The following is a 20,441-nucleotide window of genomic DNA, read 5'->3' on the forward strand; positions in this document are numbered from 1 at the left end:
ATATGGATACAAAAGTTGTTCATATTGGAAATAAGGTAATCGGAGGAGGAAATCCTATCCTCATCCAGTCTATGTGTAACACAAAGACACAGGATGTGGCAGCTACCGTAGCTCAGATTCATGAGCTTGAAAAAGCTGGCTGTGATATTATTCGCGTTGCATGCCCAGACATGGATGCTGCAAAGGCTATAGGCGAGATTAAGAAGCAGATTAATATCCCTCTTGTTGCTGATATTCACTTTGATTACAGACTTGCAATAGCTGCAATTGAAAATGGAGCTGATAAGATTCGTATCAACCCAGGAAATATTGGAAGTACAGACAGGATTAAGGCTGTTGTTGATGCTGCCAAAGCAAAGAATGTTCCTATTCGAGTTGGTGTAAATTCAGGTTCTCTTGAAAAGGATTTAGTAGAAAAATATGGTGGAGTTACAGCTGAAGGACTTGTTGAGTCAGCTCTTGATAAGGTAAAGATTATTGAGGATCTTGGCTATGACAATCTTGTTATCAGTATCAAGTCTTCAAATGTTATGATGTGCGTTAAGGCACATGAGCTTATTGCTGACAAGACTAACCATCCTCTTCATGTAGGTATTACAGAGGCTGGTACTCTCAGAGCAGGAAATATTAAGAGTGCTGCAGGTCTTGCCATGATTCTGTCTCAGGGCATCGGTGATACAATTCGTGTATCTCTTACAGGTGCTCCTGTAGAAGAGATTAAGACTGCTAAGCTTATACTTCGTACACTTGGTCTCAGACAGGGTGGAATCGAGGTTGTTTCATGTCCTACATGCGGACGTACACAGATAGACTTAATCGGTCTTGCAAATCAGGTTGAGACAATGGTAGAAGAATTCTCAGACCTTAACATTAAAGTTGCAGTTATGGGTTGCGTAGTTAATGGACCAGGTGAAGCAAAGGAAGCAGATCTTGGTGTAGCTGGTGGTATTGGCGAAGGCCTCCTCATCAAGCATGGCGAAGTCGTACGCAAACTCCCAGAAGACCAGCTCCTCGTGGCACTTAGAGAAGAGCTCGTTAACTGGCCAAGATAGACAATAGTTCGGAGAATTAGTTATGGATCAAATGGGATTTTATGAAGTATTCCCAAATATGAATGCCGAGAGCGACCTTTCTAATGCCCTTAGTGATGCCACAGTCACTAAGGTCAGCACAGGCCGCTCAAAAGATGACATTCGCATATACGTTACTTTTAACACACTTATTCCTAAGCGCCGTATATGGAACTTAGAGAAGTCTATTAAAAAACAATTCTTTTCTAATAATGGAGTTTCAATCCGTATTTTGGAAGACTTTGATTTATCAAGTCAGTACACTCCTAAGAATTTAATTCAATCTTATAATGACAGTATTTTAGAAGAGCTGGAAGCAAGAAGTGCTCTTCTTTTTAACATATATAAAAAAGCAGATTTAGAGATTACTGAAGATGGAAATGTAAAGGTTGTTATCGAAGATACAGTCATTGGCCGAGAGAAGGAGCATGAGTTATTTGATTTGCTCCATAATATTCTATGCAATCGATGCCATATGACTGGCTCGATTTTCTTCGAATATAAAGAGCCTGTAAAGAGTAAGTATCTTGAAAATGCAGAGCGTGAGATTGAGCAGAGAATTGCATCAATCAATGCCAAGACTGCTGCAACGGAAGAGGCAGAAGAACAGCCAGCAGAAGAAAAGCGTGAAACTAAGTCTGATGCTAAGGCTAAGGATAAAGATAAGAAAAATGATAATCCAGAGCCAGAGAAGAAATTTGTACGTCCTCTTACAAAGTCTGATGATCCTGATATTATCATGGGTTCTGAGATTGCTGAGGATGCTACTCCTATGGAAGATATTAATGGAGAGCTTCTTGGTTCTATTGTAATAAAAGGTCAGCTTAACGCCCTTGAGTTTAGAGAGACTAAGAAGGGTGGCTACTTTGGTACTGGTACAATGACTGATTTTACGGATTCTATTTCTGTAAAATTCTGGTTTAGTGATGCAGACCAGGGTAGAGAGCTTGAATCAAAGCTTAAAGTAGGTGGATTCTACAAAGTCCAGGGTAAGCTCGATGAAGATACATTCTCAAAAGAGCTTACTGTAGGACGAATCACCTGCATTCAGAAGATTAAAGACTTCAGAGTGACCCGTCAGGACACAGCAGTGGAGAAGCGTGTTGAGCTTCACTGCCACACAAAGATGTCTGAGTTCGATGGAGTGTCTGAAATTACATCTATTATTTCCCGCGCAAAGGACTGGGGGCATAAGGCACTAGCGATTACTGATCACGGCGTCGTTCAGGCCTTTTGTGATGCAGATCATATGAAGGGCCTTGGGGATTTTAAGGTTATTTACGGTTGTGAGATTTATCTTGTAGATGATACAAAGCGTCCTGTTGTAAATGACAGAGGCCAGTCACTTCACGATGAATATGTGGTCTTTGATATTGAGACTACAGGATTTAACCCTAAAAACTGCAAGATTATAGAAATTGGTGCGGTTAAGATTAAGGACGGAGAAATCGTAGACAGATTTTCTGAGTTTATAAATCCTCAGGTTCCAATTCCTTACAGGATTACAGAGCTTACATCCATCAATGATGAGATGGTTATCGATGCGCCTACAATTGACGTCATCTTACCTAAGTTCATGGAGTTCTGTGAAGGATCTATTCTTGTTGCTCATAATGCCGGATTTGATACTGGTTTTATTAAGTACAACTGCAAGAAACTGGGGCTTCCATATGATTACACCCATGTAGATACTGTTGAAGTTGCCAGATACCTTCATCCAAACAATGCCAAGTTTAACCTTGATGCAGTTTGTAAATTGGAAAATGTTGTAAATGAGCATCACCACAGAGCTGTTGCTGATGCAGAGGTCACAGCGCAGATTTTTGAGAAGTTCATTGTAAAGCTTGAAGCAGAAGGCATTAACAATCTTACTGATTTAAATGAAAAGGCAAAGCCTGGTCAGGAACAGATAAAGAAGATGCGTGCTCATCACTGTATCGTTCTTGCAAAAAATGATTTAGGCCGTATTAATTTATATAGATTAGTTTCTGAATCTCATTTGAAATATTATTCTAGATATCCTAGAGTTCCAAAGTCTCTTCTTGCAGAGTGCAGAGAGGGATTGATAATTGGTTCAGCCTGTGAGGCAGGCGAATTGTACGATGCCATCGTTGATGACAGAGATGAGTCAGAGATTGCCCGTATAGTGAATTTCTATGATTACCTTGAAATTCAGCCTGTAGGAAACAATGAATTTATGATTCGTTCTCCAAAGCCAAAGTACGAAAGATTTAATTCTGTAAAAGATTTGCAGGAAGTTAACAAGCAAATCGTTGCCCTAGGAGAAGAATTTAAAAAGCCAGTTGTAGCTACCTGTGATGTTCACTTCCTTGATCCTCAGGACGAGGTTTATCGTCGTATCATTATGGCAAACAAGGGATTTGATGACGCAGACCAGCAGGCACCACTTTATCTTCATTCCACTGATGAGATGCTGGATGAGTTCTCTTATCTTGGACTTGCAAAGGCTCATGAGGTAGTTATTGAAAATACCAATATGATTGCAGATATGTGTGAATACATTCATCCGGTTCGTCCTGATAAATGTCCACCTGTCATCGAGCATTCAGAGGAGGATTTACGTCGAATCTGTGAAACAAGAGCCCATGAGGTTTATGGTCCTGAGCTTCCAGAAATAGTTTCAGCACGTCTTGAGCGAGAGCTGAATTCTATCATCGGTAATGGATACTCCGTTATGTACATTATTGCCCAGAAGCTCGTTTGGAAATCAAACGAAGATGGATATCTGGTAGGTTCACGTGGTTCTGTAGGTTCTTCCTTTGCTGCCACAATGGCCGGTATTACAGAGGTTAATCCTTTGCCTCCTCATTACAGATGTCCAAACTGCTTCTATGTAGATTTCGACGGACCAGAGGTACAGGAAATCGTTAACCAAGGACTTTCAGGTGTAGATATGCCAGATAAGATTTGTCCTAAGTGCGGTAAGCCTTTGGCTAAGGATGGATTTGATATTCCTTTCGAAACATTCCTTGGATTCAAAGGAGATAAGGAGCCAGATATCGATTTGAATTTCTCGAACGAATATCAGTCAAAGGCTCATAAATATACAGAAGTTATTTTCGGTGAAGGACAGACCTTTAAAGCCGGTACTGTTTCTACACTTGCAGATAAGAACGCCGTTGGATATGTTCTTAAGTATTTTGACAAGAGAGATATTAGAAAGCGTCGTGCTGAAAATGAACGTATTGCCAAAGGTATTGAAGGTGTTAAATCCACAACCGGTCAGCATCCAGGTGGTGTAGTAGTTCTCCCAAATGGTGAGGACATATACTCATTTACACCTGTTCAGCATCCTGCTAACAAGGATACTGATATTGTTACAACGCACTTTGATTACCACAAAATCGATGCTAACCTTCTTAAGCTTGATATTTTAGGACATTTGGATCCTACTATGATTAAGCGACTGGAGGACTTAACAGGTATAGATGCGACTACAATTCCTTTTGATGATAAGGGTGTAATGTCTCTTTTCCAAAGCACAGAAGCACTTGGGATCACTCCTGATGACATTATGGGAACACCACTAGGTACCCTTGGAATACCAGAGTTTGGTACTGATTTTGCTATGCAGATGCTTGTTGAGGCCAAGCCAAAGTACTTTACTGACTTGGTTCGAATCGCAGGTCTTGCCCATGGTACAGACGTATGGCTGGGAAATGCTCAGGATCTGATTCTTAGCGGTACAGCTACTATCACAGAAGCTATCTGTACTCGAGATGATATCATGGTTTACCTGATCCATAAGGGACTTGATCCTGCTGAGTCATTTACTATAATGGAGCGAGTTCGAAAGGGAATCGTTGCCAAAGGTAAATGTGATGAGTGGCCTACATATAAGGAGCATATGCAGGAGCATGGTGTTCCAGACTGGTACATTGAATCCTGCGAAAAGATTAAGTACATGTTCCCTAAAGCACATGCTGCTGCATACGTTATGATGGCTTGGCGTGTTGCTTACTGTAAAATAAATTATCCTTTAGCTTACTACGCTGCCTTTTTCTCAATTAGAGCTGGAGGTTTTGACTATGAGAAATGTTGTCAGGGTAAGGCTAGATGTGAGCAGGAGATTAAAAATCTTAAAGCTCAGTCAGATTTATCTGCTACAGATAAAGATGTATTAATAGCGCTTCGTCTTGTTCAGGAAATGTATGCCCGTGGTTTTGATTTTTTACCTATGGACCTATACCAATCTGACTCAAGATACTTTAAAATAGTAGATGGAAAGATACTTCCGCCGTTTAATTCACTTCCAGGAATGGGTGATAAAGCTGCTGAGCAGTTACAGATTGCAGCATCACAGGGAAAGTTTCTTTCATTAGATGATATAAAAGACAGAGGTAAGGTTTCACAGACTATTATTGAAAAGATGGTAGAGCTTGGAGTTGTCAAGGATTTACCACAGTCAAATCAGCTTTCTATTTTTGATTTTACTTAATGCGTGTTGAGTAGGCCTATGGCCTGGGGAGGGCAGTAGAATGAAGATAGTTAGACGAATCATTATCGCTATAGTTGCAGTTGGAATAATTGCAGGAGCTGCTTATTACAAGTATATTAATAGTATTACTTACTTTAATGATACTGACGTAAATGGTAATACCATTGGAAATCTCTATGGTAATGGTTTATTCTGCGAGACTGATGGTGTTGTTTACTTTGCCAATCCTACAGACTACAACAGGATTTATAAAATGAATCCAGATGAGTCAGATATAGAGATTGTTGCAAATGATAGTGTTTATTTCCTTAATGCAGATTCTCATTATGTTTACTACAGTCGTCAGCAAAATAGAGATAACTCTCAGTTTGGTTTTTTAAACGTTAATATTAACAGTTTATGCCGTTTGACTAAGAAAAATAAAAAAGTGATTATTTTGGATGAGGCTGATTCCAGTGCATGTTCATTAGCAGGAAATAATATTGTTTATTTGAAATATGATGAAGATTTGGCAACATTTACTCTTAACTCAGTTAAAATTGATGCCAGCGAAGGGCAGCAGTTAAGTAAACTTGCGATTGATCCTAGATGTATGGTTGGTGAGAGATTATACTTTTCTGGAGTGGAAAACGATCATAATCTTCACAGCATGAATATTCATTCTAAAGATATTGCATATGCTTCAGAGTTTAACTTATGGATGCCTATAATAAATAAAAGTGATTTGTATTTTATTGACTTGGATAGCAAACATAGAATTTGCAAAGCTACTCTTGGTAGCACAGATAAGACTGTACTCACGTCTTATCCTGCTCAAAGTTACAATATTGATGGAGTATATTTATATTATCAAAGCATGAAGGGCAATCCTGATGGTTTGTACAGAGTAGATATTGCCAGCGGCGCTGAAGAACTTTTGGCAGAAGGCCAGTTTAACAGTATTAACATTACTAGCAAATATGTTTATTTTGCTGACTATTTTTCAGGAGCTATGTATCATTGCCCAATTCGTGGTAATGGCGTTTCAAAATTTGACCCACCTATTTTACCACTAGATAACTAGTAGACGTTTTAGCACAAATGAAGGAGCAACATGAGAGACTTAAATGACATCAGAGTTGAAATTGACCAGGTAGACAAGGAAATTCTTAAACTATTTACACAGCGTATGGAACTGGCCTGCCAGGTTGCTGAGTACAAAATTGCCACAGGTAAAAAGGTTTATGACAAAGCCAGAGAAGACGAGAAGCTGGAAAAGCTTTCTTCTTATGTTGATGATGTATTTAGCCAACAGGCGGTCAAGGAATTATACACTCAGATAATGTCTATAAGTCGTAAGAAGCAGTTTTCTATTCTTCGTGAGAACGGAATTAACTATGAGTCAGGTTTTCAGAAGGTAGATGACTTTGATTATTCAAATGCCACAGTTTGTTTCCAGGGAGTCCAGGGAGCTTATTCACAGCTTGCCATGAATGCCTTCTTTGAAAACAAAATGAAGGATAGTTTTCATGTTGATTCCTGGCGCGACGCCATGAATGCTATAAAAAATGGTAAAGCTGATTATGCCGTTCTTCCAATTGAAAACAGCTTAGCCGGTTCAATAGAAGAAAACTTCGATTTGCTTTCTGAATACAATGTTGCAATCATTGGAGAGCAGATTCTTAAAGTTAATCACGCATTACTTGGTGTTAAGGGTGCAAAGATTTCAGATATCAAAACAGTTTATTCTCATCCAAAGGCAATTGCTCAGTGCGATGAATATATCCGTACAAAGCATATGGATTGGGATGTTAAGAATCTTCACAATACAGCAGTCAGTGCTCAGAAGATTCGAGATGATGGAGATAAGTCACAGGCTGCTATTGGCAGTGAGTTCAATGCAGTGCTTTATGACCTGGATGTTCTTGATGTAGGTATTCAGGATAATAAAAATAATGAGACAAGATTTGTTATTGTCTCAAATGAAAAGAAATACAAAAAGGATGCAAATCAAATAGGTTTATGTCTGGAGATTTCTCATGAACCAGGTAGCCTCTATCGTATTCTTTCTAATCTCATGTTCAACGGTATCAACATGAACAGAATCGAATCCCGTCCAATTAAGGGGGTTAATTGGCAGTACCGATTTTTTATAGATATCGACGGCAATCTTGATGATGAGGCTGTTAGAAATGCACTTATTGGACTTGAGGAGGAATGTGTAAGCCTTAGAGTATTGGGGAATTACTAAAATTATTAAAAGGGGTTAGTTATGAAGCTATTTGCAAGTATTTACATTGGGTCTTATGAGACTACAATGAAGATTTTTGAAATAGGAAAGCAGCAGAAGAAAATAAAGACCATAGATACTATAAAGGCCCAGTCTGATATTATCAGGGATGTATTAAACTATGGTCGAATTCTGCCTGAAACCATAGAGAAACTTTGTCGTGTTTTAAATGATATGCGCAGAGCTATCGAGGGTTATAAGGTAGACAGCTTTTCTGTTGTAGCTGGCCCAAACATCAGACAGGCTGACAATTCCCTTATTGTATTGGAGCAGATAAAAGTTCAGACTGGCTTTTCAGTAAAGGTAATATCTAACTCTGAACAGAGATTTCTTGGCTATCAGGCCGTAGCAGCTACCGAAGATTTTGAAGAGCTGATAAGCGATTCAGCAGTTCTTGTAGACATCGGTGGTGTTTCACTTCAGATTACATTATTTTCAAAAGGAAAAATAATCACTACCCAGCATCTTTCAATGGGTACAGTTTCCCTTAGCGAAAACATTAAAAAGATAGGAATAGTTGTGTCATCTCTTGATCAGATTTATGAGATGATTTACAAGGAGCTTGAGGTATTTAAGACCATGTTCCTTCGTGATATTCATCCAAAGTACATGATATTGCTTGGAAGCCAGATAGGAAATGCCATTGATAATGTCATGGGCTTATCCAGTCAGCTTACTAAGGTAGAGGATTACATTGTCAAAACGCTGGCAGAGACATTGATGCCAAAGAACGTCGTGGCCCCTGGTGTTTCTGTTTGTGATGGTATGGCATATCATTTCTGCTACAACAAGAAATGGCTTGTGGCTACTCACGATTTTGACAACGATATTATCACTGCTGCATGGTCTATCGCTAAAAGATATGACAGCTATCAGCCTCATTTGAAAGCGCTTTTTAAATTATCAGGTGAGATTTTTGATGCTATGAAAAAATATCATGGCCTTGGAAAGCGCCAAAGAGTAATTATGCAGTGTATAGCTATTTTACATGACTGTGGTAAATATATTTCCCTGGCTGATGCTTCAGATTGTTCTTATACAATCATTATGTCTTCAGAGATTCTTGGTCTTAGTCATAAGGAGCGAGAAATTATTGCTACCACAGTTGCTTTTAACAGAAAGCCATTAGAACCATATGAGAATCTTTCGGACAGATTTACCACTGAAGAATATCTTTTAATATTAAAATTACTAGCTATTCTTAAGGTAGCCAATGCCTTGGATCGTTCTCATAAGCAGAAGATTAAAAATGTTTCTATGAGAGTTAAGGATAAAGAGCTTGTTATCTCCATTGAAGCTAACAGTTCATTGGCATTGGAAAAAGGATTGTTTAAAAAGAATGCAGATTTCTTCCAGGAAATCTTTACTATAAAGCCTGTACTCAAAGAGAATAAGTAGTTTAGGAGGAGCTATGGCGAAGATAGATATTTCAGATGCAAAATATTATGACAATCGCGAGCTTAGCTGGCTTAAATTTGAAAGAAGGGTTTTGAATGAGGCAACCAATAAAGAGTTGCCTATTTTGGAGCGCCTTAAATTTGTCAGCATAACATCCTCAAATCTTGATGAGTTTTTTATGGTTCGTGTGGCATCTCTTAAAGATATGGAACATGCAGGCTATACAAAGCCTGATATTGCTGGAATGACTCCTACAGAACAGCTTATAGCTATCAATGAAAAGACAAGAGAACTGGTAGATTTCCAGTACAATACTTTTAATCGATCTCTTACACCTATTTTAAAGGATAAGGGGATAATTATTTACGAAAAATATGAGGACCTGAATCAGGAACAGCTTAAATTTATGGATTCGTTTTTTATGAGCCAGGTGTATCCTGTTCTGACACCAATGGCTTTTGATGCATCCCGCCCATTTCCTCTTATCAGAAATAAATCTTTAAATATCGCGGCTTTGATTGAAAAGAAGAAAGACTCTGTTGGTGCAGGTGCAGAAGGTGATGATGTTGAGTTTGCAACAGTTCAGGTGCCATCTGTTTTACCTAGGTTCGTAAAACTTCCTGCTGATGAAAAGGGCCATGATTGCTTTATTTTATTGGAGCAGATAATCGAGCGAAACATGGATAAGCTTTTCCTTAACTATAATGTTGTTGCTGCCTCTCCATATAGAATTATGAGAAATGCAGATTTTAATATTGATGAAGAAGGCGCAGAAGATTTGCTTATTGAAATTGAAAAGCAGATTAAGTCCCGTCAATGGGGCGAGGTTATTCGTCTTGAGGTAGAGGCTTCTATCAATAAAAGGCTTCTTGCTATTTTGAAAAAGAATCTTGGTGTAAATGAAATAGATATTTATAAAATTAAAGGTCCTATCGATCTTACATTCCTTATGAAACTTTACGGAATTGAAGGTCATAGTGAACTTCGTCTTCCTGGTTTTAAACCACAGGAAAACCCAAGACTTAGATCAGGAGATAAGATTTTTGATGAGATTAAAAAGGGAGATATCCTTTTACATCATCCATATGAGACCTTTGATCCTGTGGTTGATTTTATTGCTCAGGCAGCATTTGACCCACAGGTACTTGCCATAAAGCAGACGCTTTACCGTGTCAGCGGTAATTCGCCTATTATTGCGAGTCTTGCCCATGCAGCTGAAAATGGAAAGCAGGTAACAGTACTTGTAGAGCTTAAGGCCAGATTTGATGAGGAAAACAATATTATATGGGCTAAGAAGCTTGAGAAGGCCGGCTGTCATGTAATTTATGGTCTGGTTGGACTAAAGACACACTGCAAGATTGCCCTTGTAGTTCGCCGAGAGGAAGATGGTATTAGAAGATACGTCCATCTTGGAACAGGAAATTATAACGATTCTACAGCAAAGTTATACACTGACTGCGGAATGCTTACCTGTCGCGAATCCTACGGTGAGGATGCAACAGCTGTATTTAACATGCTTTCAGGTTATTCTGAACCAGCTAGCTGGAATAAGCTTGTGCTTGCGCCACTTTGGCTTAGAGATACATTTATAAATCTTATAGACAGGGAAATAAATAATGCAAAGGATGGAAGAGAAGCTGTTATAGTTGCAAAGATGAACTCTCTTTGTGATAAAGGTATTATTGAAAAGCTTTATGAAGCCAGCAATGCAGGTGTAAAGATTCATCTTATTATTCGTGGAATATGCTGTCTAAGAACTGCAATTCCAGGTGTAAGTGAAAATATTCATGTTTCTTCTATAGTAGGAACATATCTGGAGCATGCCCGAATTTTTTATTTCTATAATAATGGTTTGGAAGATATATATATGGGTAGTGCAGACTGGATGCCTAGAAATCTTGACCGTCGTGTTGAGATTATGTTCCCAGTAGAAGATTCGATTTTAAAATCTAAGGTTAAACATATTCTTGATGTCCAACTTGGGGATACTCTTAAGGCTTATGAGATGACAGAAGATGGAAGCTATGTTAGAATAAAACCTTCCAGAGGTAAAAAGCCTGTGGGGGCACAGGATACCTTCTGTAAAGAAGCTAAGAGAAGTATTGAGCCAGAGATTGATTTCTTCAAAAAAAGGACATTTGTACCAATTCTGGCTAATGAGGTTTTTGATGAGTAAGAAATTATTAGCCGTTGATATGGACGGTACACTTTTTAATGATGACAAGACTATTTCAAAGGAAAATCTTGAAGCCATTACAAAACTTTTAGATGCTGGTCATGCTTTTGCATTTAATACAGGCAGACCAAATCATGCTTTAAAAGAAATCTTATCTGTTTATGATGAGTTTAAAAGAGATGATGTATATATCCTTGGTCATCAGGGTGTAATCGGCACAAAGATGCTTGGAGACGACACATTATTTGGGGATTACATGAATAATGATGATGCAAGAGAGATTATTTCCGAGGTTCTAAAATGTGGATTTACCTGCGTTACCTTTGATGCCAGTCATATTTATACATTCAATGACAACTGGTTTATCGAAAGCTACAAAAAACTCTCTGGTGAACAGCTTAAATATCTTTCCAGCGTAGACGAGCTTAAGGACAAAAACATTACAAAGCTTATCGCTATTGATTATGATCATCCAGAAGCTTTACAGGCATTTAAGGATGAACACGAGGCAGTATATGGAGATAGGGCTGAAAGCTTCTTTTCTCATTATGCCTTCCTCGAATACATTAAAAAGGGAACAGGAAAGGGAGATGGCGTAGTAAAGCTTGCTAATCTTCTTGATATTCCAGTAGAGGATGTTATCACAGTTGGCGATGAGAGAAACGACATTAGTATGGTAGAGGTTGCTGGTGTTGGAGTAGCCATGGCAAACGGAAGAGAAGAGCTTAAAGCTGTGGCAGATTATGTTACAGAAAATGATAATAATCACGCTGGAATAGCAGAGGTTATTAATAAATTTATACTAAATCAGTAAAAGTTGTTGACGATAGGGGATTTATGTGTTAAATTACCTATGTTGTGAAAACAAAGTAGAGTATCCACTCTCACCTTAGCACTCAATGTCTGGTGACTCGGGTTTATATTTCACACAAACCTTGTTTGTGATGATTTATGGTGGATATTCTGTATCCACTATTTTTTTTATTTATTGGAGGTAGTACCATTAGCGATTTAATGATTAATGAGCAGATTCGCGATAAGGAAGTTCGTGTTATCAGCTCCGATGGGGAACAGCTTGGCATTATGTCAGCAAAGGAAGCTCAGAAGCTTGCAGATGACGAGGGCTTAGATCTCGTTAAGATTTCACCAAAGGCAAATCCACCAGTGTGCAAGATCGTAGATTACGGTAAATACCGTTACGAGCAGGCACGCCGTGAGAAGGAAGCTAAGAAAAAGCAGCACGTTGTTGAGGTTAAAGAGATTCGTATGTCTCCAAACATCGATGCTAATGATATGAACACTAAGGTAAATGCAGCAAAGAAATTCATCTCTAAGGGCGATAAGGTGAAGGTAACACTTCGTTTCCGTGGTCGTGAGATGGCACATATGCAGTCTAGTAAGCATATCCTTGATGATTTTGCTGAAGCACTTGCTGATGTTGCAGTAGTGGAAAAGGCACCAAAGATTGAAGGCCGTTCTATGAGTCTGGTGCTTACAGAAAAGAAATCGTAATACAGGAGGAAAATTATCATGCCAAAGATGAAGACAAGAAGAGCAGCTGCAAAGCGCTTTAAGGTAACAGGAACAGGAAAGCTTAAGAGAAATAAGGCTTACAAGCGTCACATCTTAACCAAGAAGACAACAAAGAACAAGAGAAATCTTCGTCACGCTACAATTGTAGATGCTACAAACGTAAAGAACATGAAGAAAGTACTTCCATATCTCTAAGATTGAGTTGGAACAGTTATTTATTTGGTTAGGAGGAATTTAAAATGGCAAGAATTAAAGGCGGATTAAACGCTAAGAAAAGACATAATAGAACATTAAAGTTAGCAAAGGGTTACAGAGGCGCTAGAAGCAAGCAGTATCGTGTTGCAAAGCAGTCAGTTATGCGTGCCCTTACATCTTCATATGCTGGTAGAAAGCAGAAGAAGAGACAGTTTAGACAGCTTTGGATCGCTCGTATCAATGCTGCAGCTCGTATCAATGGACTTTCATATTCTAAGTTCATGTACGGTCTTAAGCTTGCAGGTGTTGAGATGAACAGAAAGATGCTCGCAGAGCTCGCTGTTAACGATGCAGAAGGTTTTGCAAAGCTCGTAGAGGTTGCAAAGGCAAAGGTTGCTGCTTAATTAAAGCAAATTAAAGTCTTGGGATTTTCCCAAGACTTTTTTATTTGCTTTAATTAAGCTGCATTTTGAATATTTTGTCCAATATCACAAGTAATGCCCAAACTTTCCCCTTTTTTATATACAAAAATGACTCTTTCCTTATATTTATGTTTCTGTTATGCTTTTATCTAGTTAAAATTATTAGGTTTAACTGAAGGAGGATATATATTATGGCAATTTTAGTTACAGGTGGAGCAGGCTTCATTGGTAGCCACACTTGCGTAGAGCTCCAGCAGGCGGGTTATGACGTTGTAGTTTATGATAATCTTTCAAATGCTTCAGAGAAGTCTTTGGAGAGAGTAGAGGCTATTACAGGTAAGCCAGTTAAGTTTTATAAAGGAGATATCTTAGATAGAGATAGATTAAATGAGGTATTCGAGAAGGAGCAGCTTGATTCATGTATTCATTTTGCAGGCCTTAAGGCTGTAGGTGAGTCTGTTGCTAAGCCTTGGGAGTACTATGAGAATAATATTGCAGGTACACTTACACTTGTTGATGTTATGCGTCAGCACGGCTGCAAGAACATTATTTTCTCATCTTCAGCTACAGTATACGGAGATCCAGCAGAAATCCCTATTACAGAGAACTGTCCTAAGGGTCAGTGCACAAACCCATACGGATGGACAAAGTCTATGCTTGAGCAGATTCTTTCTGATATGCAGAAGGCTGATCCAGAGTGGAATGTAGTACTTCTTCGTTACTTCAACCCAATCGGAGCTCATCCATCAGGAACAATGGGAGAGAACCCAAATGGTATTCCAAACAACCTTATGCCTTACATCACACAGGTTGCAGTAGGAAAGCTTCCTGAGCTTGGTGTATTTGGTGATGATTATGATACTCCAGATGGTACTGGTGTACGTGATTACATCCACGTTGTTGATCTTGCAAAGGGACATGTTAAGGCTCTTAAGAAGATTGAGGAGAATGCAGGTCTTAAGATTTACAACCTTGGTACAGGTGTAGGTTACTCAGTTCTTGATATCGTAAAGAACTTTGAGGCAGCTAACGACATCAAGATTCCTTACTCAATCAAGCCACGTCGAGCAGGCGATATCGCTACATGCTACTCAGATGCTACAAAGGCTAAGGAAGAGCTTGGCTGGACAGCAGAGTTTGGCATCAAGGAGATGTGTGCAGATTCATGGAGATGGCAGAAGAACAATCCTAATGGATATGCAGATTAATTTAAAAATTAATTAAAAAAAGTGTTGACAGAAGTCAATCTACATAGTATTATATGTCTTGTCGCTGAGGCAATGAGCCTTGCGACAGACAATATGGTTCCTTGGTCAAGCGGTTAAGACGTCGCCCTCTCACGGCGAAAACAGCGGTTCGATTCCGCTAGGAACTGCGAAAGAAAAAGCACTCAGAATTCTGAGTGCTTTTTGTTATATATTTACTAAATCAAACTTTCTATTAAATTCATTTGGAAATGTCTTTCCTGTTTTCTCAGTAACGACAACCCTGTATAAATCTGCTGCATAAATATCATGGCTATCAATTAAATCATTAGGGCTTGTGAGAAGAGGCGCAGATGCTTTTTCTTTTATAATACCAAGAAATGCTGAGCCATTCTTGCTAAATCCAAGCATCCTTAGATATTTAATATAGCCATCAGACTTAGCTTTTTCAAAATCCTCCTGAGTGATATCTAGTAAAATATGACATAAAACCCTGCTTATGCGAGAGTAGGCTATATTCTTAGTTTTTAACAAATCACAGAATTGGCTAAAGCTAATATAATCTTTTAAGTTGTTCTTTATTCTATCCGCAAGATCAGAAGTACAATCCAGATATTTTTCATAGTCCGTTTCTGTAATCAATTTATAATGAAGCATAGAAGAAATGTCATTACAAGCTACAGAAGTCGCTTCTTTATATATTTCTTTTGTTACTTCTGGAATAGCTACAACAAGTCCTGTTTCATTTAAATGAGCTCTAATGGCAGATGCAGAGCTTAATTCACCGGTAAGAGCTATTTCATTATATTCATTTCCCTGGCGCTTAATAATGGCGATATCCATATTAAGTCTTTTATCGATGATATAACGGCAATATTCGAGCCCTAATATGTTATTAGGGTTAGATATAAGCTCTGTTGGTATATGTCTTTCCAGGGCTTTAGAGCGGGCAGAAGCGTAGCTATCTCCTGATGCCATGGAAGAATTAATCTCTTCATCTAATTCACCGGATTTTTCTAATTTAACAAGCTTATGGGCTGCTTCTTTAAATAAATCTACATCATCTGATTCTGCACCAAATAAAATAGTATCTACTATACCTGTATTTGCTAAAAGCTGAACACCTGCGGCTGCAAATTCTCTTGCAGATGCAGTAGCAAAGATAGTAGGAATTTCCAATATAATATCAGCTCCAGAAATTAAAGCAGCATGAGCTCTTGTATATTTGTCAAAGCATGCAATTTCGCCACGCTGAGTAAAGCTGCCGGACATGGCAACTACAACAGCATCAGCCTTAAGCACATTTTTAGCATAATCTATCTGAAGTTTATGTCCGTTATGGAATGGATTATATTCAGCAACAATTCCGACTATCATGTGTTTCCTCCGGTTAAAAAATTAACTATCTATATGATACACGTGTTACTGTTTTTTCTCAATTAATCAAGCTATGTATTTCTTTAAAAACCTTTGTATTTATCTGTTTTTTTCATATCTTTGTGCTATAATAAAATGTCGTTTGAACAAACATTAAAGAAAGATTAAAAATATATTCAGAAAGGAAATAGCTATTATGAAGATTTTAGTTATCAACTGTGGTAGTTCATCTCTTAAGTATCAGGTAATTGATTCTGAGAGCGAGCAGGTACTTTGCAAAGGACTTTGTGAGAGAATTGGTATCGATGGACGTATCGTATATCAGAAGGAAGGTCTTGATAAGGAGATTACAGACATTCCTATGCCAACACACAAGGAGGCTGTTGCAGCTGTTATCGATGCAATCACAAATGATAAGACAGGCGCTATTGCATCCCTTGATGAGATCGATGCTGTAGGACACAGAATCGTACACGGTGGTGAGAAGTTTGCAGCTTCTGCACTTATTACAGATGAAATGATTAAGGTTGTAGAGGAGTGTAATGATCTTGCTCCACTTCACAACCCAGCAAATATTATTGGTATTAACGCATGCCGCGAGCTTATGCCAGGCAAGCCACAGGTAGGTGTATTTGATACAGCTTTCCATCAGACAATGCCTCAGGAAGCTTATATGTACGCTGTACCTTATAAGTATTATGAGCAGTATGGTGTTCGTCGTTATGGTTTCCACGGAACATCACACAGCTATGTTTCAAAGAGAGTTTGCGAGTTTGCAAATGCAGACCTTAACAACTCAAAGATTATCGTTTGCCACATCGGTAACGGTGCATCTTGCTGTGCAGTATTAAATGGAAAGTCTGTTGATACTTCAATGGGTCTTTCTCCACTTGAGGGTCTTGTAATGGGTACTCGTTCAGGTGATATCGATCCTTCAGCTGTTGAGTACATGGCTAAGAAGGAAGGTCTTGATTTCGCAGGCGTTATGAACGTACTTAACAAGGAGTCAGGTGCACTTGGTATTTCTGGTCTTTCATCAGATTTCAGAGACCTTCTTGCAGCTTCTGCAGAGGGAAATAAGAGAGCACAGCTCGCTATGGATATGATTGCATATCGTATCGCTAAGTATGTAGGTGCTTACGCAGCTGCTATGAACGGTGTAGATATGATTTGCTTCACAGCAGGTCTTGGAGAGAACAACGCTGGCCTTCGTCAGGCTGTATGTAATCACCTTGGATTCATGGGCGTTGAGCTTGATGCATCTAGAAACGAAGGCCCTTCAGAGGACAAGCTTATTTCTTCAGACTCTTCAAAGGTTAAGGTATTTGTTATCCCTACAAATGAAGAGGTTATGATTGCAAGAGATACAGCAGCTATCGTATCTGGAAAATAATTATTAAATATAGTATTAAAATTTGCAGAAAATGTTTGACAACTATATTTCTGCTATGTATAATTGACAAAGTGTGGATAGGAGATATTTATGAAGATTTCTATTAAGGATATTACTTCATTGACTGATCAGAATAAGAAGTTCGCAGGTTCATGCGATATAAAAGATTTTTCTTATCTTGGCAGTGAGTTTTCTATCAACCACATAGAGCCATTTGAAGTAGTTTTATCTATGATTGGAAATGGTAAGCTTCACATCACATTTGATACTGAAAGTACTATTTCAGGTGCGTGTGACAGATGCTTAACAGAAGTTACTTTTAAGGTTCCTGTTTCTGTTGATGAGACAATTCAGGTTTCTGATGGAGAAGTAGTTCCTGATGAAGAGCTTGGTCCTTACTCATTTATTGATGGAGAGGACATTCTGGTAGATGAGCTAATTTTAAACGAGATCTTAGTGAATTTCCCGGCAAAGATATTGTGCCAGGATGACTGCAAGGGTATTTGCCCGGTTTGCGGAAAGAATCGTAACATTGAAGCCTGTGGCTGCGATGATACAGTTTTAGATCCTAGAATGGCACAATTTTTAGATGTCTTTAATAGCTTTAAGGAGGTGAAATAGCATGTCTATTTGTCCAAAGAACAAATCTTCTAAGGGAAGAAGAGATAAAAGAAGAGCAAATTGGAAGATGAGCAACCCTACTCTTGTTAAGTGCAGCAAGTGCGGCGAGCTTATGGTACCACACAGAGTTTGCAAGAACTGTGGTTCATACAACAAAAAAGAAATCATTACTGTAGAATAATTTACGTATTGAGTCGCCCCTCGTTTTTTCGAGGGGCTTTTCTTTTGATTGCATTTCAAGTATACTTTTAGCAGTATGTAAGAAAGGGAATGTTATGGGTGATTACACAGTAGTAGCACTTGATGCCATGGGTGGAGACAACGCTCCATCAGAGATGGTAAAAGGCGCAGTAGACGCAGTAAATCTTAATAAAGAAGTTAAGGTTATTCTTGTTGGAAAGGAAGACGTTATAAAGTCTGAGCTTCAGTCTTACCAGTATCCAACAGAACAGATTGAAATAAAGAATGCCACTGAAATTATCGAGACAGCAGAGCATCCTGTTATGGCTATTAAGCGTAAGAAGGATTCTTCTATGGTAGTTGGTCTTCATCTTGTAAAGGATGGAGTGGCTGATGCCTTTGTTTCTGCTGGAAACTCAGGAGCACTTCTTACAGGCGGTCTTGGTATCGTAGGACGTATACGTGGTATCGAGAGAGCTCCATTTGGAGCATTGTTCCCAGTAAAGACAGGTGTAGCATTACTTGCTGATTCAGGAGCTAATGTAGACTGTCGTGCAAGCCATCTTGTACAGTTTGCAAAGATGGGAAGCATCTATATGGAAAAGGTAGTTGGCATTAAGAATCCTCGAGTAGCCATTGTTAATGTTGGTGCAGAAGAGGAAAAGGGTAATGCTCTTGTAAAAGAGACAATGCCATTATTAAAGGAATGCAAGGATATTAATTTCATTGGTAGTATAGAAGCCAGAGAAATCCCAAATGGTTACGCAGATGTTATCGTTTGCGATGGCTTTGTTGGCAATGTTATTTTAAAGCTTTATGAAGGTTTGGCAGGTACTCTTGTTTCTGTTATTAAGGGCGGTCTTATGAGCACACTTCGCTCAAAGATTGGTGCAGCACTTGCCCTTCCAGCTCTTAAGAGCACATTAAAGAGTTTTGATGCCACAGAGTATGGCGGAGCTCCACTTCTTGGTTTAAAGGGTCTTGTTGTTAAGACTCATGGTAGTGCCAAGGCTGGTGAGGTAAAGAACACTATTTTCCAGTGCCTCACATTTAAGGAGCAGAAGATTAACGAGCATATCCAGAATAATATAGTAATAGAGAAAAAGGAGGACTAGAACATGGAATTCGATTTACTTAAGGAGATTATCGCAGAGGTATTAAATGTAGATACAGCTGAAATCAAGCCAGAGACAACATTTGTTGACGATTTAGGAGCTGATTCTCTTGATGTATTCCAGATCATCATGGGTGTTGAGGAAAAGCTTAACATCGAAGTTGATACAGATGCAGCTGAGAAGCTTTCTACAGTTGGTGATGCAGTAGAGCTTATTAAGAAGACTGTTGCAGAGAAATAAGAAAAAATAACTGGAAAGCATCCAGGTTATCTGGATGCTTTCTCATATACTCAGGAGGTAACTTTTTGAAAGATTTAAAAGAGTTTCAAAAGACTATCGGTTATGAGTTTAGAGACGAAAGCTTATTACGTCAGGCACTTACACATAGTTCATATGCTAATGAGCACCATATGAAAAAGCTCTCTGACAATGAGAGACTTGAGTTCCTTGGTGATGCTGTGCTTGAGATTGTATCGAGTGAGTTTTTGTATCTAAATTATACTGATTTAAATGAGGGTAAGCTTTCTAGGCTTAGAGCCAGCATTGTATGTGAGCCTACCCTTGCTTATATCTGTAAGGAGATTAATCTTGGAGATTATGTTCTCCTTTCTAAGGGCGAAGACATGACAGGTGGACGTACCAGAAAGTCTATTTTGTCTGATGCCTTCGAGGCTACTATTGGCGCTATCTTTTTGGATGGCGGTATGGAGCCGGCATCTCAGTACATTCATCGTTTTGTATTAAATGATATTGAGCATAAGCAGCTGTTCTACGACAGCAAGACACGTTTGCAGGAAGTAGTGCAGGCTAATTTTAAGGAGTCACTTACTTACGAGCTTCTTTCTGAATCTGGCCCAGACCATGCAAAACCGTTCAAGGTCCAGGCTATGGTTGGCGACCGTATTCTTGGTTACGGAATTGGTAGCACAAAGAAGGCCGCTGAGCAGGAAGCCGCATACGAAGGCCTCATGCGTTTACACAAGGAAGATTCTATAAAGATTATATAACGTTAGTGTAACAGGCGGTGG

18 protein-coding genes and 1 tRNA gene are annotated in these 20,441 nt (G+C 38.8%); 18 read left to right on the plus strand and 1 reads right to left on the minus strand.

The genetic code is table 11. The features are described 5' to 3' along the window. Nucleotides 1–2 precede the first annotated feature (2 nt). From ispG to G592_RS0105740, 12 genes are all read left to right on the plus strand, one after another. Nucleotides 3–1,052: a flavodoxin-dependent (E)-4-hydroxy-3-methylbut-2-enyl-diphosphate synthase gene (gene ispG / locus G592_RS0105685; protein ID WP_028246966.1), complete on the plus strand. Its 1,050-nt coding sequence runs from the start codon at nt 3–5 to the stop codon at nt 1,050–1,052. 22 nt (nt 1,053–1,074) lie between these two features. Continuing rightward, nucleotides 1,075–5,529, plus strand: coding sequence for a PolC-type DNA polymerase III (locus G592_RS0105690; RefSeq protein WP_028246967.1), 4,455 nt, complete (start codon nt 1,075–1,077; stop codon nt 5,527–5,529). Between the two features lie 40 nt (nt 5,530–5,569). Continuing rightward, a complete protein-coding gene (locus tag G592_RS0105695; protein WP_028246968.1) occupies nt 5,570–6,592 on the plus strand; it encodes a DUF5050 domain-containing protein in 1,023 nt (340 codons plus the stop codon). A gap of 30 nt (nt 6,593–6,622) precedes the next feature. After that, on the plus strand, nt 6,623–7,759 hold the full coding sequence (gene pheA, locus G592_RS0105700; RefSeq protein ID WP_028246969.1) for a prephenate dehydratase: 1,137 nt from the start codon (nt 6,623–6,625) through the stop codon (nt 7,757–7,759). A 21-nt stretch (nt 7,760–7,780) separates the two neighbouring features. After that, nucleotides 7,781–9,196, plus strand: a complete 1,416-nt coding sequence (locus tag G592_RS0105705) for a hypothetical protein (RefSeq protein WP_028246970.1) — start codon at nt 7,781–7,783, stop codon at nt 9,194–9,196. A 13-nt stretch (nt 9,197–9,209) separates the two neighbouring features. Then, nucleotides 9,210–11,372: an RNA degradosome polyphosphate kinase gene (locus tag G592_RS0105710; protein ID WP_028246971.1), complete on the plus strand. Its 2,163-nt coding sequence runs from the start codon at nt 9,210–9,212 to the stop codon at nt 11,370–11,372. Then, nucleotides 11,365–12,186 (plus strand): Cof-type HAD-IIB family hydrolase, encoded by an 822-nt coding sequence (locus G592_RS0105715; RefSeq protein ID WP_028246972.1) that lies wholly within the window; start codon nt 11,365–11,367, stop codon nt 12,184–12,186. Before G592_RS0105710 ends, G592_RS0105715 begins: the two co-directional genes overlap by 8 nt. 200 nt (nt 12,187–12,386) lie before the next feature. Next, entirely contained in the window at nt 12,387–12,884 is a 498-nt protein-coding gene (infC, locus tag G592_RS0105720) for a translation initiation factor IF-3 (RefSeq protein WP_015549856.1), read from the plus strand. Between the two features lie 18 nt (nt 12,885–12,902). Further along, nucleotides 12,903–13,100, plus strand: coding sequence for a 50S ribosomal protein L35 (rpmI, locus tag G592_RS0105725; protein WP_015549855.1), 198 nt, complete (start codon nt 12,903–12,905; stop codon nt 13,098–13,100). Nucleotides 13,101–13,144: 44 nt separating this feature from the next. Continuing rightward, entirely contained in the window at nt 13,145–13,504 is a 360-nt protein-coding gene (gene rplT / locus G592_RS0105730) for a 50S ribosomal protein L20 (RefSeq protein ID WP_028246973.1), read from the plus strand. Between the two features lie 209 nt (nt 13,505–13,713). Further along, the gene (galE, locus tag G592_RS0105735) at nt 13,714–14,730 is read left to right on the plus strand and encodes a UDP-glucose 4-epimerase GalE (protein ID WP_028246974.1); all 1,017 of its coding nucleotides are present in this window, start codon (nt 13,714–13,716) and stop codon (nt 14,728–14,730) included. A gap of 95 nt (nt 14,731–14,825) precedes the next feature. Next, a tRNA-Glu gene (locus G592_RS0105740) sits at nt 14,826–14,897 on the plus strand. Between the two features lie 37 nt (nt 14,898–14,934). Here G592_RS0105740 and G592_RS0105745 read toward each other — a convergent pair. Further along, nucleotides 14,935–16,104, minus strand: a complete 1,170-nt coding sequence (locus tag G592_RS0105745) for a nucleotidyltransferase family protein (protein ID WP_028246975.1) — start codon at nt 16,102–16,104, stop codon at nt 14,935–14,937. Between the two features lie 196 nt (nt 16,105–16,300). On the opposite strand from G592_RS0105745, the gene G592_RS0105750 reads away from it, so the two are divergent. The 6 genes from G592_RS0105750 (at nt 16,301) to rnc (ending at nt 20,420) form a co-directional block, all read left to right on the plus strand. Further along, complete coding sequence (locus tag G592_RS0105750; RefSeq protein WP_028246976.1) at nt 16,301–17,497, plus strand: acetate/propionate family kinase; 1,197 nt, start codon at nt 16,301–16,303, stop codon at nt 17,495–17,497. Nucleotides 17,498–17,587: 90 nt separating this feature from the next. Continuing rightward, on the plus strand, nt 17,588–18,118 hold the full coding sequence (locus G592_RS0105755; RefSeq protein ID WP_028246977.1) for a YceD family protein: 531 nt from the start codon (nt 17,588–17,590) through the stop codon (nt 18,116–18,118). Nucleotide 18,119: 1 nt separating this feature from the next. Next, nucleotides 18,120–18,299: a 50S ribosomal protein L32 gene (gene rpmF, locus G592_RS0105760; protein ID WP_028246978.1), complete on the plus strand. Its 180-nt coding sequence runs from the start codon at nt 18,120–18,122 to the stop codon at nt 18,297–18,299. Nucleotides 18,300–18,393: 94 nt separating this feature from the next. Next, nucleotides 18,394–19,413, plus strand: coding sequence for a phosphate acyltransferase PlsX (gene plsX / locus G592_RS0105765; protein ID WP_028246979.1), 1,020 nt, complete (start codon nt 18,394–18,396; stop codon nt 19,411–19,413). Between the two features lie 3 nt (nt 19,414–19,416). After that, a complete protein-coding gene (gene acpP / locus G592_RS0105770) occupies nt 19,417–19,653 on the plus strand; it encodes an acyl carrier protein (RefSeq protein WP_015549845.1) in 237 nt (78 codons plus the stop codon). A 65-nt stretch (nt 19,654–19,718) separates the two neighbouring features. After that, nucleotides 19,719–20,420: a ribonuclease III gene (rnc, locus tag G592_RS0105775; RefSeq protein WP_028246980.1), complete on the plus strand. Its 702-nt coding sequence runs from the start codon at nt 19,719–19,721 to the stop codon at nt 20,418–20,420. Nucleotides 20,421–20,441: the final 21 nt, after the last annotated feature.

The sequence above is a fragment of the Pseudobutyrivibrio ruminis CF1b genome (genome assembly GCF_000424005.1).
Lineage (GTDB): Bacteria > Bacillota > Clostridia > Lachnospirales > Lachnospiraceae > Pseudobutyrivibrio > Pseudobutyrivibrio ruminis_C.

Coding starts and splice junctions, on each gene's coding strand:
- G592_RS0105705 (WP_028246970.1), top strand. CDS start 7,781: ATGAAGCTATTTGCAAGTATTTACATTGGGTCTTATGAGACTACAATG.
- infC (WP_015549856.1), top strand. CDS start 12,387: ATGATTAATGAGCAGATTCGCGATAAGGAAGTTCGTGTTATCAGCTCC.
- G592_RS0105715 (WP_028246972.1), top strand. CDS start 11,365: ATGAGTAAGAAATTATTAGCCGTTGATATGGACGGTACACTTTTTAAT.
- G592_RS0105710 (WP_028246971.1), top strand. CDS start 9,210: ATGGCGAAGATAGATATTTCAGATGCAAAATATTATGACAATCGCGAG.
- G592_RS0105690 (WP_028246967.1), top strand. CDS start 1,075: ATGGATCAAATGGGATTTTATGAAGTATTCCCAAATATGAATGCCGAG.
- rpmI (WP_015549855.1), top strand. CDS start 12,903: ATGCCAAAGATGAAGACAAGAAGAGCAGCTGCAAAGCGCTTTAAGGTA.
- plsX (WP_028246979.1), top strand. CDS start 18,394: ATGGGTGATTACACAGTAGTAGCACTTGATGCCATGGGTGGAGACAAC.
- G592_RS0105755 (WP_028246977.1), top strand. CDS start 17,588: ATGAAGATTTCTATTAAGGATATTACTTCATTGACTGATCAGAATAAG.
- rplT (WP_028246973.1), top strand. CDS start 13,145: ATGGCAAGAATTAAAGGCGGATTAAACGCTAAGAAAAGACATAATAGA.
- G592_RS0105750 (WP_028246976.1), top strand. CDS start 16,301: ATGAAGATTTTAGTTATCAACTGTGGTAGTTCATCTCTTAAGTATCAG.
- G592_RS0105695 (WP_028246968.1), top strand. CDS start 5,570: ATGAAGATAGTTAGACGAATCATTATCGCTATAGTTGCAGTTGGAATA.
- acpP (WP_015549845.1), top strand. CDS start 19,417: ATGGAATTCGATTTACTTAAGGAGATTATCGCAGAGGTATTAAATGTA.
- pheA (WP_028246969.1), top strand. CDS start 6,623: ATGAGAGACTTAAATGACATCAGAGTTGAAATTGACCAGGTAGACAAG.
- G592_RS0105745 (WP_028246975.1), bottom strand. CDS start 16,104: ATGATAGTCGGAATTGTTGCTGAATATAATCCATTCCATAACGGACAT.
- rpmF (WP_028246978.1), top strand. CDS start 18,120: ATGTCTATTTGTCCAAAGAACAAATCTTCTAAGGGAAGAAGAGATAAA.
- ispG (WP_028246966.1), top strand. CDS start 3: ATGGATACAAAAGTTGTTCATATTGGAAATAAGGTAATCGGAGGAGGA.
- galE (WP_028246974.1), top strand. CDS start 13,714: ATGGCAATTTTAGTTACAGGTGGAGCAGGCTTCATTGGTAGCCACACT.